Source organism: Stenotrophomonas sp. 2YAF26 (assembly GCF_052114625.1).
Taxonomy (GTDB): domain Bacteria; phylum Pseudomonadota; class Gammaproteobacteria; order Xanthomonadales; family Xanthomonadaceae; genus Stenotrophomonas; species Stenotrophomonas indicatrix.
Window position 1 is genome coordinate 1 of record NZ_JBFRFC010000025.1, and the last position, 14,764, is coordinate 14,764.

Here is a 14,764-nt window from a genome sequence, read left to right on the forward strand (position 1 = left end):
GTCCGGTTGCGGGGGTGTCCGCGGCATGGATGCCGCGGCCAAGCCCCCAAGGGTGAGGGCGCTTTGCTTGCGAAGCACTGCTTCGCAAGCGCCCGAACGCACAGCCGCCAGCGGCTGGGCCGGTCTGGGGGTTTACGGTGTCCCCCGCAACCGGACCCACCCCGCCATCCCACCGATACCCCGCTTTTGACGTTGACGTTGACGTTGATTCGGCGGGTGCAGGGCGCAGCCCTGCATCAGACCCCAACCCTCACTTTTTCAGGAAGTTGTCCACCAGCAGATGCTTCACGTCGTCGATGCGACCACTCAGCACTGCCTTGGCCGCATACAACGCCGTGCCCGCCACCTGCTTGGCCTCGATCTGCGGCGGCATCACCAGCTCCGCGCGACTGGTGTGTACATCCAGCAGCGCCGGCCCACGCTGGGCCAGGAAATCCTGCACCGCTTCTTCCAGGTCCTCGCTGCGGGTCACCGTGCGGCCATGGAAGCCGATCACCTCGGCCAATCGGCCGAAATCCGGATTCTTCAGGTCGGTGTAGTTGTCCAGCAGCCCTTCCACCTTCTGCTCCAGCTCGACGAAATTCAGCGAGCCGTTGTTGAACACCACCACCTTGATCGGAAGATTCTCCTGCACCGCGGTCAGCAGGTCGCCCAGCAACATCGCCAACCCACCATCGCCGGACAACGAAATCACCTGCCGCCCCGGGAAGGCCTTCTGCAGACCCAGCGCCTGCGGCATCGCGTTGGCCATCGTGCCGTGCAGCAGGCTGGTCAGCGTGCGGCGCCGGCCGTTCACCCGGATGTGCCGCAGCACCCACACCATCGGCGAGCCACCATCCGCGGTGAACAGCGCATCGTCGGTGGCGTACTTCGACAGCAGCGCGGTCAGGTGCTGCGGATGGATCAGCTCGCCCTCACCCGGCTGCTCCTCCTGCTCGCGCTTCTTCAGCGCCTTGTCGCGGTGCTCGATGCATTCGTCCAGGAAACTGCTGTCTTCGCGCGGGGGCAGCATCGGCAGCAGCGCATCCAGCGTCGGTGCGATATCACCGACCACGCCCAGGTTCACCGGATGGCGGCGACCGAGGTGGCTGCCGTCGCGGTCGACCTGGATGATCGTGGCCTTGTCCGGATAGAACTGGCCCCAGGCGAAATCCGCGCCGAGCAGCAGCAGCGTGTCGCACTCCATCAACGTGTGGAACCCGGATTCGATGCCGAAGACTCCGGTCATGCCCATGTTGTACGGGTTGTCCGGTTCGACGAAGTCCTTCGCACGCGATGTGTGCGCCACCGGTGCCTGCAGGCGCCGCGCCAGTTCCAGCAGCTGCGCATGTGCCCCCTGGCAACCGGCGCCGGCATAGATGCCGATGCGCTTGCCCTGCCCCAGCAGTTCGGCGATGTGCTGCAGCTCGGCCTCGGAGGGGCGCAGCACCGGCTGGGTGTAATGCACCGAGAACGGCACATCGTGCTTCACTTCCGCTTCGCTGATGTCGGCCGGCAGGATCACCACCGCCACACCGCGGCGGCTGATCGCCGCCTGGCAGGCCAGCGCCACCACGCGCCGTGCCTGGGCCGGGCTGTGCACCTGCTCGCAGAACACGGTGCAGCTGCCGTACACCGCCTTGAAATCCACTTCCTGCGGGAACTCCATGCCCAGTTCGCTGGTGACCACCTGGCTGGCGATAAGCACCATCGGCGCGCGGTTGCGGTTGCTCTCGAAGATGCCGTTGATGAAGTGCAGACCGCCAGGACCGCACGAACCCGCGCAGGCGGTCAGCTGGCCGCTGATCAATGAATCGGCACCGGCCGCGAACGCCGCGACCTCTTCATGGCGGACATGCACCCACTCGATCTCACTGCGATGCAGTGCGTCGGTGACATGGTTCAGGGTGTCGCCGACGATGCCATAACAACGGCGGACGCCCGCCTGCTGCAGGGTATCGACGACGATCTCGGCAACGCGCTTGCTCATGGGACTACAGCCTTGCAAGGGGGAACCCCGAGGCTAGTCCCGGTGAAGTGATGCTGCCGTGGGCAAGAAGCTGATCGCCTTGTTGTGCAAACTCCCAGCAGCGCTGCCGTCAATCGTTGACGTTGATCCAGCCCTCGATCGCGCTCTGTTTCGGAGTGCGGTAACGCAGCTTCACCCAGCCGTCCTGCTCATCCAGCATCTCCACCTGATCGCCCTGTACCAGGTAGCGCTTGGTGCTTGATGCGCCGGGCCGGTCGAACAGGAACAGGCGCGCTGGCAGCACGGTGGCGTCCAGGCCCCGCAGCGGTGCACCGCTGGCGGGTGCACCCAATCCATCACCAATGGCGCTTTCCAGCACCTTGCCGGCGGGATCATAGGAGCGCCACACCGCCAGCGGGCCTTGGCTTTCGGTCTCTTCCAAGTGCAGCGCCTGGTTCAGCGTATCGCCCAGCATCAGCACGCTCTCACTGCGGTACAGATAGAGCTGCGGGCCGTTGAAGCGATACACGTCGGTGTACCACATCGGCCCACTGCGGCAGCTGGCAGTCAGCGTGCGCGTGGCAGCGTCCACGCTCAGCCCCATCAAGTCGCCGCAACTGTCCTTGCCGTGGGTTTCAGCCTTCAGCGCGCTGAACTCACCGCTGCCCACGTCGAAGCGGTAGACCGCAACGGCCTCATTGACCATGCCCACCGCCGCGCGCGCAACCAGCTCGGGACGCCCGTCGAAGTCGAGATCCTCTGCGCTCAGGCGCGAATGTCCCTCGGCGTCCGGCGCGCCAGGCAGGCGCTGCCGCTTCCCTGCCGGCTGCAGGAGCACGGCAAGCATGCCGTCCTCCTGTACCTCTACCGCCGCCTGCACGCCCGCTGCCGGCGAAAACCGCAGCGGGCCCCGGTCCTCGTCCTGCGCCTGTGCCGCCGGCGCCAACAGACCGGCCAGCATCACCGCCATCAGCACACCCCTGGGTGTCATCGTCATTCCCTGCAGCGCCACAGTGGCGCGTCGAGGTCAGAACGATACGTCAACTGCCTGCCGCGACCACAGTACCGACTGATGCCTGGTCTGCTGCTTCCACGCCAGACGGATCGCTTCGATGTCGGCGCGGCGCTGCGGGCTGTCCTCGTGCAGCACCACCAGCACCTTGGTGCGCAGGCGGTTCGGGGCAGCATCGCCACGGAACAGCCACTGGCCGTAGGCATCGAACACGGTCAGGCCGTCCGGGAAGCGCGGCGTCACTTCCTTGTCCAGGAACGCGCGCCACTGCGCATCGCTGATGGTGTCGGCCTGCGGGCGGTCACCGGCGCCCTGCTCTTCGCCCACGCCGAAATAAAGCTCGCTGCGCACCCAGCCGTGGCCGCTGGACGGACGCGCGGCGTCGCCCTGCAGGTCGGCGGTGGTGGCATAGGCGCTGGGCGCCTTGGAGGACAGGCTGGCGCAGCCACTGGTGGCCAGCAGCACGGCGAAGACAAGGCCAAGGTGTTTCATCGGGAATAGCACTCCGGGAAGGGAAAAAAGCACGACGAAGGGGCACGGAGGGTACACCTGCGCCTCGGTTGCGGCTGCAACCAATGCCTTCATGCCGGCAGGGCATGAAGTGATGCAATGGGAGCCGGGACTTGCATCGCACCGTCTCCTCACGCCAAGATAATATATCGCTTCATCCGGATGGATGTAAGTGAAACTATCTTCACCCCCTTCCCCACGTCGTTGCTGCTGGAGTCCGCATGTCCCCCCGCCTGTCCGCGTCGCCGCTCGGCCTCGCCATCGCGCTCGCCCTGTCCCCCGCCCTGGCTTCGGCCCAGAACGCCGCCACCAACCTGGACACGGTGATCGTCACCGGCACCCGCGCCGCCGACCGCACCGTGCTTGAATCCACGTCGCCGGTGGACGTGCTGACCGCCGAGGACATCCGCAAGGCCGGCGTGGTCAATGGCGAACTGGGCAGCGCCCTGCAGGCCCTGCTGCCCTCGTTCAACTTCCCGCGCCAGTCCAACTCCGGCGGCGCCGACCACGTGCGCGCCGCGCAGCTGCGCGGGCTGTCGCCGGACCAGGTGCTGGTGCTGATCAACGGCAAGCGCCGCCACCACACCGCGCTGGTCAACACCGACAGCAAGATCGGCAAGGGCACCACCCCGGTCGACTTCAACGCAATCCCGGTCAGCGCCATCAAGCGCATCGAAGTACTGCGCGATGGCGCCGGTGCGCTGTACGGCTCCGATGCGGTGGCCGGCGTGATCAACGTGATCCTCGACAACGGCGGCGACGGCGGCGAGATCGAAGCCAGCTACGGCGCCAACCACACCGACCTCAAGCCGATCGGCCGCACCCTCACCGACGGCCAGACGGGCAACCTCAGTGCCAAGATCGGCACCTCGCTGGGCGAAGACGGCGGCTTCCTGCGCGTCGGCCTGGAATACAAGAAGCGCAACGGCACCAACCGCGCCGGCTTCGACCAGATTCCGCCGTGGGACCAGACCGAGGCCAATCTTGCCCTGCAGGGCAAGCGCAACTACGTGCTCGGCGATGGCGCCAGCAAGGACATCAATCTGTGGCTGAACACCGAGATTCCGGTGGGCAAGACCGCGACGTTCTATGCGTTCGGTACCTTCAACCAGCGTGATACCGAAGGCGCGAACTACTTCCGCTATCCCGATGGCGATGCCAACTGGAAGGAGGTCTACCCCAATGGCTACCGGCCGATCTCCGAAGGCGAGAACCGCGATGTGCAGGCGGTGGCCGGTATCCGTGGGCAGTGGGGTGAATGGAGTTATGACGGCAGCCTGGATTACGGCCAGAACGACTTCACCTATCGTCTGCGCGATTCGCTGAATGCCTCGCTGGGCCCGACCAGCCCGACCCGCTTCAAGACCGCGGACTACGAGTACGCGCAGACCGTGGGCAACGTCGACCTGAGCCGCGTGTTCTCGCAGAGCGACAGCATCAGCCACACCCTGGGCCTGGGCGCCGAAGCCCGCCACGAGCGCTACCAGACCCGTCCAGGCGACCCGGCCAGCTACGCCGCCGGCCCGTACACCGATCGTCCGACCGGCTCGCAGGCAGGCGGTGGCCTGACTCCGCAGGACGCGGCGACCTTGTCGCGCGATGTGGCCAGCGTCTACGCCAGCCTGTCCAGCCAGTTCAGCGAAAAATTCTCCACCGACCTGGCCGCGCGCTACGAGCACAGCGATGACTTCGGCGGCGAACTGACCGGCAAGCTCGGACTGCGCTACGAGTTCACCCCGGCATTCGCCCTGCGCGGCGCGATCTCCAACAATTTCCGCGCACCGTCGCTGGCGCAGATCGGCTACGAATCCACCTCCACCGGTTACAACGCCGGCGGCCAGCTGGTGCAGGGCCGCCTGCTCTCGGTCAACAACCCCATCGCCCGTGGCCTGGGTGCGCAGGACCTGAAGCCGGAGAAGTCGCTGAACACCTCGCTCGGCTTCACCAGCCGCATCGGCGAGCACTTCGACCTGTCGCTGGACTTCTTCCAGATCGACATCGACGACCGCATCGCACTGTCCGAGAGCATCACCGGCGATGCGCTGACCGATTACGTGGCCACCAACTACGGCGTCGGCGGCCTGCAGAGTGCCAGCTTCTTCGTCAACGCCGCCGACACGCGCACCCGCGGCGCCGAGCTGGTGAGCAACTGGCGGCAGTCGCTGGGCGATGGCCAGCTGCTGTTGACCGGCACCTACGCCTACACCAAGACCACGCTGAAGAACGTGCTGGCCACACCGGCGCAGCTGCAGGCGCTGGACCCGGACTACGTGCTGTTCGGCATCGAAGAGACCAATACGCTGACCGACGCCACCCCGCGCACCCGTGGCAGTTTCTCAGCCGCTTGGAGCAACGACCACTGGTCGCTGAGCAGCCGGGTGAACCGCTACGGCAGCGCGACCCGCGTATTCAACTTCGGTGATGGCTACATTCCCCGCCAGACCTACCAGGCCGAGTGGCAGCTGGATGCGGAAGTGGAATACCGCATCACCCCGCAGTGGAGCGTGGCCATCGGTGGGCAGAACCTGACCGACAACTACCCGGATCGCTCCAACGAGGACATCCACTACTTCGGCAACCTGCCCTACGACGTGCTGTCGCCGATCGGCAGCAACGGTGCGTATTACTACGGTCGCGTGCGCTACACGTTCTGACCGAAAAACATGGTAGTGCCGGCCGCTGGCCGGCAACGCATGATCTTCGGACGCCACCTCCATTGCTGGACGACGCCTGCGCGTTGTTCCTCGATGTGGATGGCACCCTGATCGAATTCGCTGCACGCCCCGACGCCGTGCAGCTTCTCCCCGATGTGCGTGAAGCCATCGGCCGCATCAGCGATCGCCTGGAAGGTGCGGTGGCACTGGTCAGTGGTCGCCCGCTTGAACAGCTGGACCAGTTGTTCGCGCCGCTCAAGCTTCCCGCTGCGGGCCTGCATGGCCACGAACTGCGTGCGCAGGACGGGCACGTGATACGCGATGAGCATGGTGACGACACCGCCGACTGGCTGCATGCGCTTCATCAACAAGCCATGCGTTTCGCCCATGGCCACCCCGGCGTACTGGTCGAGAACAAGGGCGTCGGCCTGGCCCTGCACTGGCGTGGCGCGCCGCATGCAGCCAACGATGTGCGCGCCTTCGCCGACCGCCATGTTCGCGGCCGTGCCAGCTATCGCCTGCAGCCGGGCGACCATGTCGTCGAATTCGTCCCGGTGGCTACCAACAAAGGCCGAGCCGTACGTCGGCTGATGCAGTACCTGCCGTTCCGTGGTCGTCTGCCGGTGTTCCTCGGCGATGACCTGACCGATGAATTCGGCTTCGATGCGGCCAATGGCCTGCATGGCTGGAGCGTGCTGATCGGCGAACGTGAACCCAGCGCGGCGGTGTTCGCGCTGCCCGACATACGCAGCGTGCACGCCTGGCTGCGTGAGAATGCGTATTGACCCCGGCCCCCACGGCCGCAACCGAGATGTACCGCGTGATGACCCAACCCGATCTTGATCTGGGCGTGGTCGGCAACGGCAGCTTCGGCGCCCTTATCGACAAGCACGCCCGTGTTGTCTGGAGTTGCCTGCCGACCTTCGACGGCGACCCGACCTTCTGTGCACTGCTCAGCCCCAACCAGCAGACCGGCGGCGACTTCGCCATCGAGCTGGAGGATTTCGCCGGCAGCGAACAGGAATACCTCACCAATACCGCGATCCTGCGCACCGTGCTGCGCGATGCGCATGGCGGCGCGCTGGAAATCCTCGATTTCGCCCCGCGCTGGCGCCAGAACGACCGTTTCTACCGGCCGGTCAGCCTCATCCGCCAGGTGCGCCCGTTGTCCGGCAGCCCGCGCATCGTGATCCGCGCACGACCACTGGCCGACTGGGGCGCGCGCGTGCCCGAGTCCACCTGGGGCAGCAACCACGTGCGCTGGATCCTGCCCGAGCATGTGCTGCGCCTGACCACCGACGTGCCTGTGCGCTTCGTGCGTGATGGCCTGCCGTTCGTGCTCAACCATCCCATCCACCTGATACTGGGCGTGGATGAATCGCTCAACCGCTCCATCAGCGGCTACGTGCAGGAAGCGTTCCAGCGCACCCGCGACTACTGGCGCGAATGGGTGCGCTACCTGTCCATCCCGCTGGAATGGCAGGACGCGGTGATCCGCAGTGCGATCACCCTCAAACTCTGCCAGTACGAGGACAGCGGCGCGATCATCGCGGCAATGACCACCTCGATTCCGGAAGCGCCCGGCAGTGTCCGCAACTGGGATTACCGCTACTGCTGGCTGCGCGATGCCGCCTTCGTGGTGCGCGCGCTGAACCGTCTGGGCGCCACCCGCACGATGGAGCAATTCCTGGGCTACATCTTCAACCTGGCCACCACCGACGGCACGCTGCAGCCGCTGTACGGCATCGGCTTCGAAGCCAAGCTGGACGAGGACGAAGTACCCAGCCTGTCCGGCTACCGTGGCATGGGGCCGGTGCGGCGCGGCAACCTGGCCTGGGTACAGCGCCAGCACGATGTGTACGGCAGCGTGGTGCTGGCCTCCACCCAGCTGTTCTTCGACCGTCGCCTGCAGGATCCGGGTGACAGCCACACCTTCGCTCGGCTGGAACCGCTGGGTGAACAGGCTTTCGCACTGCACGACGTGCCCGACGCGGGCCTGTGGGAATTCCGCGGCCGCACCGAAGTGCATACCTACACCAGCGCGATGTGCTGGGCGGCGTGCGATCGCCTGTGCAAGATCGCCGTGCGCCTGAAGCGTGATGATCGCGCGCAGTACTGGCGCGAGCGTGCCGACACCATCCACGCACGCATCATTGAAAAAGCCTGGAGCGAAGAGCTCGGCCACTTCACCGATACCTTCGATGGCCATCGCCTGGATGCCTCGTTGCTGCTGCTGGCCGACATCGGCTTCATCGACGCCAACGACGCACGCTTCGTCGCCACCGTCGAGGCCATCGGCCGTGACCTCAAGCATGGCAACGCGCTGTATCGCTATATCGCGCCGGATGATTTCGGCGAACCGGAAACCAGCTTCACCATCTGCACGTTCTGGTACATCGATGCGCTCGCCGCCATCGGCCGCATGGATGAAGCCCGTGAGATGTTCGAAGCGCTGCTGCAGCAACGCAACCACCTGGGCCTGCTGTCGGAGGACCTGGCCTTCGACGGTGGTGAAGCCTGGGGCAACTTCCCGCAGACCTACTCGCATGTCGGCCTGATCACCGCGGCCATGCGCCTGTCGCGGTCCTGGCAGGAGGCCTCGTGAGTCGTCTTGTCATTGTTTCAAACCGCGTTGCCGTCCCCGGCGAGAACCGCGCCGGTGGCCTCGCCGTGGGCCTGCTGGCGGCACTGAAGGAACGCGGCGGGCTGTGGTTCGGCTGGAGTGGCAAGAGCGTGCGCGAGGCCAGTGGCACGCTGCACGAACAACGTGACGGTGACATCCAGTACGTCACCATGGACCTGGCCAAGCGCGATGTGGATGGCTACTACAACGGCTTCGCCAATCGCACTTTGTGGCCACTGCTGCACTTCCGCCTGGACCTGGTCGACTACGACCGCGGCACCCGCGAGACCTACCACAGGGTCAATGCGCTGTTTGCCGACAAGCTGGCGCCGCTGCTGCGCGAAGACGACATCGTCTGGATCCACGATTACCATCTGATTCCGCTCGGCGCGATGTTGCGTGAGCGCGGCATCGGCTGCCGCATTGGTTTCTTCCTGCACATCCCGATGCCCTCGGCTGATCTGCTGCAGGCCATGCCTGACCATCTGCGGCTGTTCTCGGCGCTGTATGCCTACGACCTGGTCGGCTTCCAGACCCAGCGCGATGCCGATCGCTTCCAGACCTACCTGCGGCTGTTCGGCGGCGGTCGAGTGCTCGACAACGGCAACCTCGAAGCGCCCGGTGGACGTCATTTCCGTGCCGCGGCGTTCCCGATCGGCATCGACACCGGGCTGATCGCCCGCCAGGCCAGCACTGCCGCCAGCAAGGCGGCGGTGAAGAACCTGCGCAGCAGCCTGCGCGACCGCCAGCTTGCCATCGGCGTAGACCGCCTGGACTACTCCAAGGGCCTGCCCGAGCGTTTCCTCGGCTTCGAACGCTACCTGCAGCGCCATCCCGACCAGCGCGGCTCGCTGACCTACCTGCAGATCGCCCCGGTCTCGCGCGGCGATGTCACCGAGTACCGGCAACTGCGCAGCCAGTTGGAGCAGATTGCCGGCCACATCAACGGTGGCCACGCCGAGCCCGACTGGACGCCGCTGCGCTACGTCAACCAGAACTTCACCCACGCCACCCTGACCGGCTTCTACCGCGCCGCCGCTGTCGGCCTGGTCACCCCGTTGCGCGATGGCATGAACCTGGTCGCCAAGGAATACGTGGCTTCGCAGGACCCGGAAGATCCCGGCGTGCTGGTGCTGTCCCTGCTGGCCGGCGCCGCCGATGAACTGAAGCAGGCACTGCTGGTCAACCCGCACGATCTGGATGGTGTGGCCGATGCCATCGCCACCGCCGCAACGATGTCATTGCGCAGGCGCCAGGAACGCTGGCACGCGATGATGGAACACCTGCGTACGTACGACATCAACCACTGGCGCCGCAGCTACCTCGAGGCGCTGGAAGGCTGACTGGAAAGGGAACGCAGGGGATCAAGCCGTTTACGCCACAAACGACTTGATCCCCTCCGTCCCCGTTTTTCAATCGAGGAAGCGCGCGGCCTGTGCCGGCGTCGGCAGGAAGCAGGCGTCATGGCGCCCGAACCAGCGATAGCGGTTGCGTGCCAGCACGCGGTAGGCGCCATCGCGCCAGCGGCGTGGCAGCACGCGCAGTACGGCCGCCAGGCGCCAACCACCGCCCAGTGCCGCCAGCACGCGCAGGATCGCATCGGTATCGGTCCACGCGCCCTGCCCGTCCAACAGCAGGAACGAGGTCGGGTCGTCCGCGTCCAGGCCGTGCGCGCGCAACAGCGCGCTGCCCTGCGCGCCCTGCATCGCCGCGAAGCGAAAGCGTTCCTGCCGGTCGAACCGCAGCAGGAAACGCACCCAGCGACTGCACAACGCGCAGACGCCATCAAAGACGATCACGCCGCCAGGCTCTACACCCGCAGCGCGATCCCCGCGCATCAGTCCATCCACACCAGCGTCGCCATCCGGCCGGTGCGGCGGTCGCGACGGTGCGAGTACAGATCCGCATCGGCCATGGTCGAGACCGTGCCGCCGTGGATGTTGCCCAGCTCCATGCCCGCCGCCTGCAGGCGCTGTCGCGCCAGCGCGAACAGATCCACCTTCCAGTGACCGGGCCGGGTTGCCACGAAGGCCGCCGCAGCGGCCGCGTCGTGGCCGACGAAGGCGTGGTACACCTCTTCGCCGATCTCGTAGTCGGCTGGTCCCGCTGCCGGGCCCAGCCACGCGCGCAGCTGTGCCGGCGGCGTCTGCATGGCGGCCACGGTGGCCTCCAGCATGCCGTCGGCCAGGCCACGCCAACCGGCATGGGCGGCGCCCACCTCGCTGCCATCGACGGCGGCGAACACCACCGGCAGGCAGTCTGCGGTGAGGATCGCCAGCACCACGCCGGGTACCGACGTCACCGCGGCATCGGCCACCGGTTCGCTGGCCCCCTCCACCGGCGGCGTGCCGAAACGCAGCACGGTGCTGCTGTGCACCTGGCGCAGCCAATGCGGCGCCGACGGCAACGCCAGACCCTGCTGCAGCAACTGCCGGTTATGCTCGACGTTGGCCGGGGTGTCGCCGTCGGCCGCGTGCCGGTTGCCCAGGTTGAACTGGGCGAACGGCTCCGGCGAGACCCCCGCGCCGTGCCGGCGCGTGGTCAGTGCATGCACGCCCGGGGGCGCCGGCCAATCGGCCTGCAGCAGCGGCAGCGCGGTAGTCATTACCAGCGGTCCCGCTCGCGCTCGGCGAAGGCAGCGCTGTCTTCGCGCAGCACCTTCATCAGGTGCAGCATGTCGGCCGGCGCCGGCGCCGTGTTGCGCACCGGCTCACCACTGATCGGATGCACGAACTCCAGGGTCTCTGCATGCAGGGCCTGGCGCTTGAAGCCGCGCAGCGCGGCCACCAGCTCGTCGCTGGCACCCTTGGGCAGCTTCAGCGCACCGCCGTACAGCTGATCGCCCACGATCGGATGGCGCAGGTGCGCCATGTGCACGCGGATCTGGTGGGTACGCCCGGTTTCCAGGCGGCATTCCAGCGCGGTATGCGCACGGAAGCGCTCGCGCAGGCGGTAATGGGTCACCGCTTCCTTGCCATCCTCGCGCACGCCCATCTTCAGGCGGTCGCGCGGGTGGCGGTCGATCGGCGCATCTGCGGTACCACCGGCCACCAGCGCGCCCATCACCACGGCCAGGTACTGGCGGTGCACGTCACGGGCAGCCAGCTGCTCGACCAGCGCGGTCTGCGCTTCCAGCGTGCGGGCCACGACCATCACGCCGCTGGTGTCCTTGTCCAGGCGATGCACGATGCCCGCGCGCGGCAACACCGCCACCGACGGATCGCGGTACAGCAGCGCATTGACCAGAGTACCGCTGTGGTTGCCGGCACCGGGGTGCACGACCAGGCCGACCGGCTTGTTGATCACCAGCAGGTGCTCGTCCTCGAACAGCACGTCCAGCGGAATGTCTTCCGGCTCGGCGGTGGTCTGGGTTTCCAGCACCACCTGCAGGGTGACCACCTCGCCGCCGCGCAGCGCGTCGCGCGGGCGTGCCTGCGCGCCGTCCAGCAGGACGTCGCCAGCCTTGATCCACTCGGTCAGGCGGGAGCGGGAGTATTCGGGGAACAGCTCGGCCACGACCGCGTCGAAACGACGGCCGGCGGAGGTGTCGGGGACAATGGCCTGGCGGGCCGATTCGGAGGGTTGTTCAGACATGGCAGGGGGCATCTTTGAAATTTTGGGGTCCCGGCGAGCCGGTTTCAGTCGCTGGACAGGACACTAGGCTATCATCGACCCTTCGTATTCCAGCCGCGTCCCGCATTGACCCCATGATCCGACGCTCCGTCCTGCTCTCCGCGCCCGTCCGCCTGACCGCCCTCCTGCTGGTGCTGGTCATCGTCGCCACTGGCTGCAACCGCGGCACCAAGGGCGATCGCCCTGATGAAGGCACCCCGGTCGAACAGCTCTACGAAAAGAGCCACAAGCTGATGCAAGGCGGCAACTGGAGCGGCGCCGAAGCCAGCTTCCGTCGCCTGGTGGCACAGTATCCCTACGGCCCGTACACCGAGCAGGCGATGATCGAATCGGCCTACGCCCAGTACAAGGCCGGCAAGCACGATGACGCGGTGTCCAGCATCGACCGCTTCATCCGTACCTACCCGACCCACCGCAACATCGCGTACCTGTACTACCTGCGCGGCCTGGCCAATTCCAATCGCAATACGGTATTCCTGCGTCGCGTATGGTCCCTGGACGCAAGCCGCCGCGATCTGTCCACGCCGCACCAGGCGTATTCAGACTTCAACATCGTGGTCGACCGCTACCCCAACAGCCGCTATGCCGCCGATGCGCGTCAGCGGATGCTGGTACTGCGTGACGTATTCGCCCAGCACGAGCTCGACAACGCGCTCTACTACATGCGCCGTGGCGCCTGGGTCTCGGCCGCCGGCCGCGCCAACTACCTGCTGGAAACCTATCCGCAGAGCGCGTTCCAGAACGACGCTGTTGCGGTTCTGGCCGACTCCTACACCCACCTGGGCAACAAGACCCTGGCCGACGACGCCCGCCGCGTCCTGCAGCTGAACCAGCCGGACCACCCGTGGCTGGAAGGCAAGTGGCCGAAGTATCCGTGGATGATCCGTAAGCTGAACCCGTTTGCCGGCGAGAAGTCCGCCGCCACCGGCCAGCGCAACGCGCGACTGGAAAAGAAGTAAGAAAGAGGCCCCGCAAGGGGCCTTTTTTTTCGTGGCGTCATCGCTAGGAATTCTCCGAATCCGCGATCGCTGCGACGTCCGTCCCAGTCAGCGCGAAGGGACAGCTTCCAGACTGCGGCGCAAAGGCCATCCCGGCCTGCATGGAGCGCCACATGTCCTCATCGTCCCAGCGGTTCCGACCCCGCCCGACCCTGCTGGTCACTGCCCTGCTCGCGCTGGCCGCCAGTCCCCTTGTCGCGATGGCGGCGGAGCCGGGCGACCTGCTCTCGGCCGCGCCCTACCGCGCCAGCTGGGTGCCCTCCAAGGCCGCCCAGGCCTACAAGCTGGCCTACCGCACCCCCGATCATCACGGACGCCTGGCCGAGGCGACCGGGCTGGTCTACCTGCCCGCCGGGCCTGCGCCGGCAGGTGGCTGGCCGGTCGTATCCTGGGCCCACGGCACCCAGGGCATCGCCGACCACTGCGCCCCTTCGGTGTCCGGCCCCTACCAGCCCGAGCCCGATGGCCGCTTTCTCGACCAGTTCCTGGATCAGGGCTATGCAGTGTTCGCCGCCGATTACCAGGGGCTGGGCAGCCCGGGCGACCACGCCTACCTGCACGTGCGCACCGCCGCGCGCAACGCCATCGATCTGGTGAAGGCGGGCCACCGGTTCCTGGGCAGCGCCACGCTGTCGCCGCGCTGGGTATCGGTGGGCCACTCGCAGGGTGGCGCCGCCGCGCTCACTGCTGGTCATCTGGCGCCATCCTATGGTGGGACGTCGCTGCAGTACCAGGGCAGCTTCACCACCGGCACGCCCACCGCCGTGGAGGTGACCGGCCTGGTGATGAAGCCGGACAACCGTACGCCGAATCCGGGCGCGCTCAATGCCTACCATGCCTACCTGCTCGATGGCCTGCTGCAGGTGGAGCCACGCATCGCGCAGGTGCTCAGCGCTGAGGGCCACGCACGCGTCGCATTGGCGCGCCAGCAGTGCCTGGGCCCGCTGGCTGTCACCCTGGAGGGCGCCAACACAGGAGAGATGTTCAACGCGCCGTTGAGCTCGGTACCGGGCATCTGGACATTGCTGCATGACTATCTGGGCGTGCCACGCCGGGGCTTCAGCCAGCCGCTGATGCTGGGCCACGGCAGCCAGGACCGCGACGTGCCCTATCTGACCACCCTGCTGTATGCCGCCGGCTTGGCCGTGCGCGGCGAACCGGTGGCCTTCCGACGCTACCCGGTCGACCATCGCGGCACCCTGGACGCAGCAGCGGCCGATGCCCTGGCATTCGTGCGCGCGCGGCTGGGGGACAGCCATTTTGACGACGCCGCCGAAACCGCCGGCCTGGAGCAACTGCTCAACGAAGCCCAGTAGATCCACGCCATGCGTGGATGGGCGGTACACCCGGTTGCCGGCCAGCGGCCGGCACTACCGATGGATCCAT

General features: G+C 66.8%; 12 protein-coding genes. 6 read left to right on the plus strand and 6 right to left on the minus strand.

Features of this window, described 5'->3' with window-relative positions:
- Nucleotides 1-250: 250 nt before the first annotated feature.
- From AB4Y98_RS19480 to AB4Y98_RS19490, 3 genes are all read right to left on the minus strand, one after another.
- On the minus strand, nucleotides 251-1,969 hold the full coding sequence (locus tag AB4Y98_RS19480; RefSeq protein WP_025874311.1) for a thiamine pyrophosphate-dependent enzyme: 1,719 nt from the start codon (nucleotides 1,967-1,969) through the stop codon (nucleotides 251-253).
- Nucleotides 1,970-2,078: 109 nt separating this feature from the next.
- On the minus strand, nucleotides 2,079-2,939 hold the full coding sequence (locus AB4Y98_RS19485; RefSeq protein WP_442244983.1) for an XAC2610-related protein: 861 nt from the start codon (nucleotides 2,937-2,939) through the stop codon (nucleotides 2,079-2,081).
- A gap of 36 nt (nucleotides 2,940-2,975) precedes the next feature.
- Nucleotides 2,976-3,452, minus strand: coding sequence for a DUF3574 domain-containing protein (locus tag AB4Y98_RS19490; protein ID WP_162887688.1), 477 nt, complete (start codon nucleotides 3,450-3,452; stop codon nucleotides 2,976-2,978).
- Nucleotides 3,453-3,691: 239 nt separating this feature from the next.
- On the opposite strand from AB4Y98_RS19490, the gene AB4Y98_RS19495 reads away from it, so the two are divergent.
- Genes AB4Y98_RS19495 through otsA form a run of 4 tightly spaced genes read left to right on the plus strand, consistent with a single transcriptional unit; the run spans nucleotide 3,692 to nucleotide 10,090 of the window.
- Nucleotides 3,692-6,124 (plus strand): TonB-dependent receptor plug domain-containing protein, encoded by a 2,433-nt coding sequence (locus AB4Y98_RS19495; RefSeq protein ID WP_442244984.1) that lies wholly within the window; start codon nucleotides 3,692-3,694, stop codon nucleotides 6,122-6,124.
- Complete coding sequence (gene otsB / locus AB4Y98_RS19500) at nucleotides 6,121-6,909, plus strand: trehalose-phosphatase (protein ID WP_442244990.1); 789 nt, start codon at nucleotides 6,121-6,123, stop codon at nucleotides 6,907-6,909. Before AB4Y98_RS19495 ends, otsB begins: the two co-directional genes overlap by 4 nt.
- Nucleotides 6,910-6,947: 38 nt before the next feature.
- On the plus strand, nucleotides 6,948-8,729 hold the full coding sequence (locus tag AB4Y98_RS19505) for a glycoside hydrolase family 15 protein (RefSeq protein ID WP_394198438.1): 1,782 nt from the start codon (nucleotides 6,948-6,950) through the stop codon (nucleotides 8,727-8,729).
- The gene (gene otsA, locus AB4Y98_RS19510) at nucleotides 8,726-10,090 is read left to right on the plus strand and encodes an alpha,alpha-trehalose-phosphate synthase (UDP-forming) (RefSeq protein ID WP_312786456.1); all 1,365 of its coding nucleotides are present in this window, start codon (nucleotides 8,726-8,728) and stop codon (nucleotides 10,088-10,090) included. The genes AB4Y98_RS19505 and otsA overlap by 4 nt, the downstream gene beginning before the upstream one ends.
- Nucleotides 10,091-10,159: 69 nt before the next feature.
- Here otsA and AB4Y98_RS19515 read toward each other — a convergent pair whose 3' ends face one another.
- Genes AB4Y98_RS19515 through rluD form a run of 3 tightly spaced genes read right to left on the minus strand, consistent with a single transcriptional unit; the run spans nucleotide 10,160 to nucleotide 12,341 of the window.
- Nucleotides 10,160-10,585 (minus strand): thiol-disulfide oxidoreductase DCC family protein, encoded by a 426-nt coding sequence (locus tag AB4Y98_RS19515; RefSeq protein ID WP_394198436.1) that lies wholly within the window; start codon nucleotides 10,583-10,585, stop codon nucleotides 10,160-10,162.
- Entirely contained in the window at nucleotides 10,585-11,352 is a 768-nt protein-coding gene (pgeF, locus tag AB4Y98_RS19520) for a peptidoglycan editing factor PgeF (RefSeq protein ID WP_442244985.1), read from the minus strand. The genes AB4Y98_RS19515 and pgeF overlap by 1 nt, the downstream gene beginning before the upstream one ends.
- Entirely contained in the window at nucleotides 11,352-12,341 is a 990-nt protein-coding gene (gene rluD / locus AB4Y98_RS19525; RefSeq protein WP_223496322.1) for a 23S rRNA pseudouridine(1911/1915/1917) synthase RluD, read from the minus strand. The genes pgeF and rluD overlap by 1 nt, the downstream gene beginning before the upstream one ends.
- Nucleotides 12,342-12,454: 113 nt before the next feature.
- On the opposite strand from rluD, the gene AB4Y98_RS19530 reads away from it, so the two are divergent.
- Complete coding sequence (locus AB4Y98_RS19530) at nucleotides 12,455-13,339, plus strand: outer membrane protein assembly factor BamD (protein ID WP_089236594.1); 885 nt, start codon at nucleotides 12,455-12,457, stop codon at nucleotides 13,337-13,339.
- A 152-nt stretch (nucleotides 13,340-13,491) separates the two neighbouring features.
- A complete protein-coding gene (locus tag AB4Y98_RS19535; RefSeq protein WP_442244986.1) occupies nucleotides 13,492-14,694 on the plus strand; it encodes an alpha/beta hydrolase in 1,203 nt (400 codons plus the stop codon).
- Nucleotides 14,695-14,764 lie beyond the last annotated feature (70 nt).

What these genes read in the sequence shown, in the direction of transcription:
- pgeF (WP_442244985.1), bottom strand. Translation starts at nt 11,352, where the DNA reads ATGACTACCGCGCTGCCGCTGCTGCAGGCCGATTGGCCGGCGCCCCCG.
- AB4Y98_RS19480 (WP_025874311.1), bottom strand. Translation starts at nt 1,969, where the DNA reads ATGAGCAAGCGCGTTGCCGAGATCGTCGTCGATACCCTGCAGCAGGCG.
- AB4Y98_RS19515 (WP_394198436.1), bottom strand. Translation starts at nt 10,585, where the DNA reads ATGCGCGGGGATCGCGCTGCGGGTGTAGAGCCTGGCGGCGTGATCGTC.
- AB4Y98_RS19485 (WP_442244983.1), bottom strand. Translation starts at nt 2,939, where the DNA reads ATGACACCCAGGGGTGTGCTGATGGCGGTGATGCTGGCCGGTCTGTTG.
- AB4Y98_RS19505 (WP_394198438.1), top strand. Translation starts at nt 6,948, where the DNA reads ATGACCCAACCCGATCTTGATCTGGGCGTGGTCGGCAACGGCAGCTTC.
- AB4Y98_RS19490 (WP_162887688.1), bottom strand. Translation starts at nt 3,452, where the DNA reads ATGAAACACCTTGGCCTTGTCTTCGCCGTGCTGCTGGCCACCAGTGGC.
- rluD (WP_223496322.1), bottom strand. Translation starts at nt 12,341, where the DNA reads ATGTCTGAACAACCCTCCGAATCGGCCCGCCAGGCCATTGTCCCCGAC.
- AB4Y98_RS19535 (WP_442244986.1), top strand. Translation starts at nt 13,492, where the DNA reads ATGTCCTCATCGTCCCAGCGGTTCCGACCCCGCCCGACCCTGCTGGTC.
- AB4Y98_RS19495 (WP_442244984.1), top strand. Translation starts at nt 3,692, where the DNA reads ATGTCCCCCCGCCTGTCCGCGTCGCCGCTCGGCCTCGCCATCGCGCTC.
- AB4Y98_RS19530 (WP_089236594.1), top strand. Translation starts at nt 12,455, where the DNA reads ATGATCCGACGCTCCGTCCTGCTCTCCGCGCCCGTCCGCCTGACCGCC.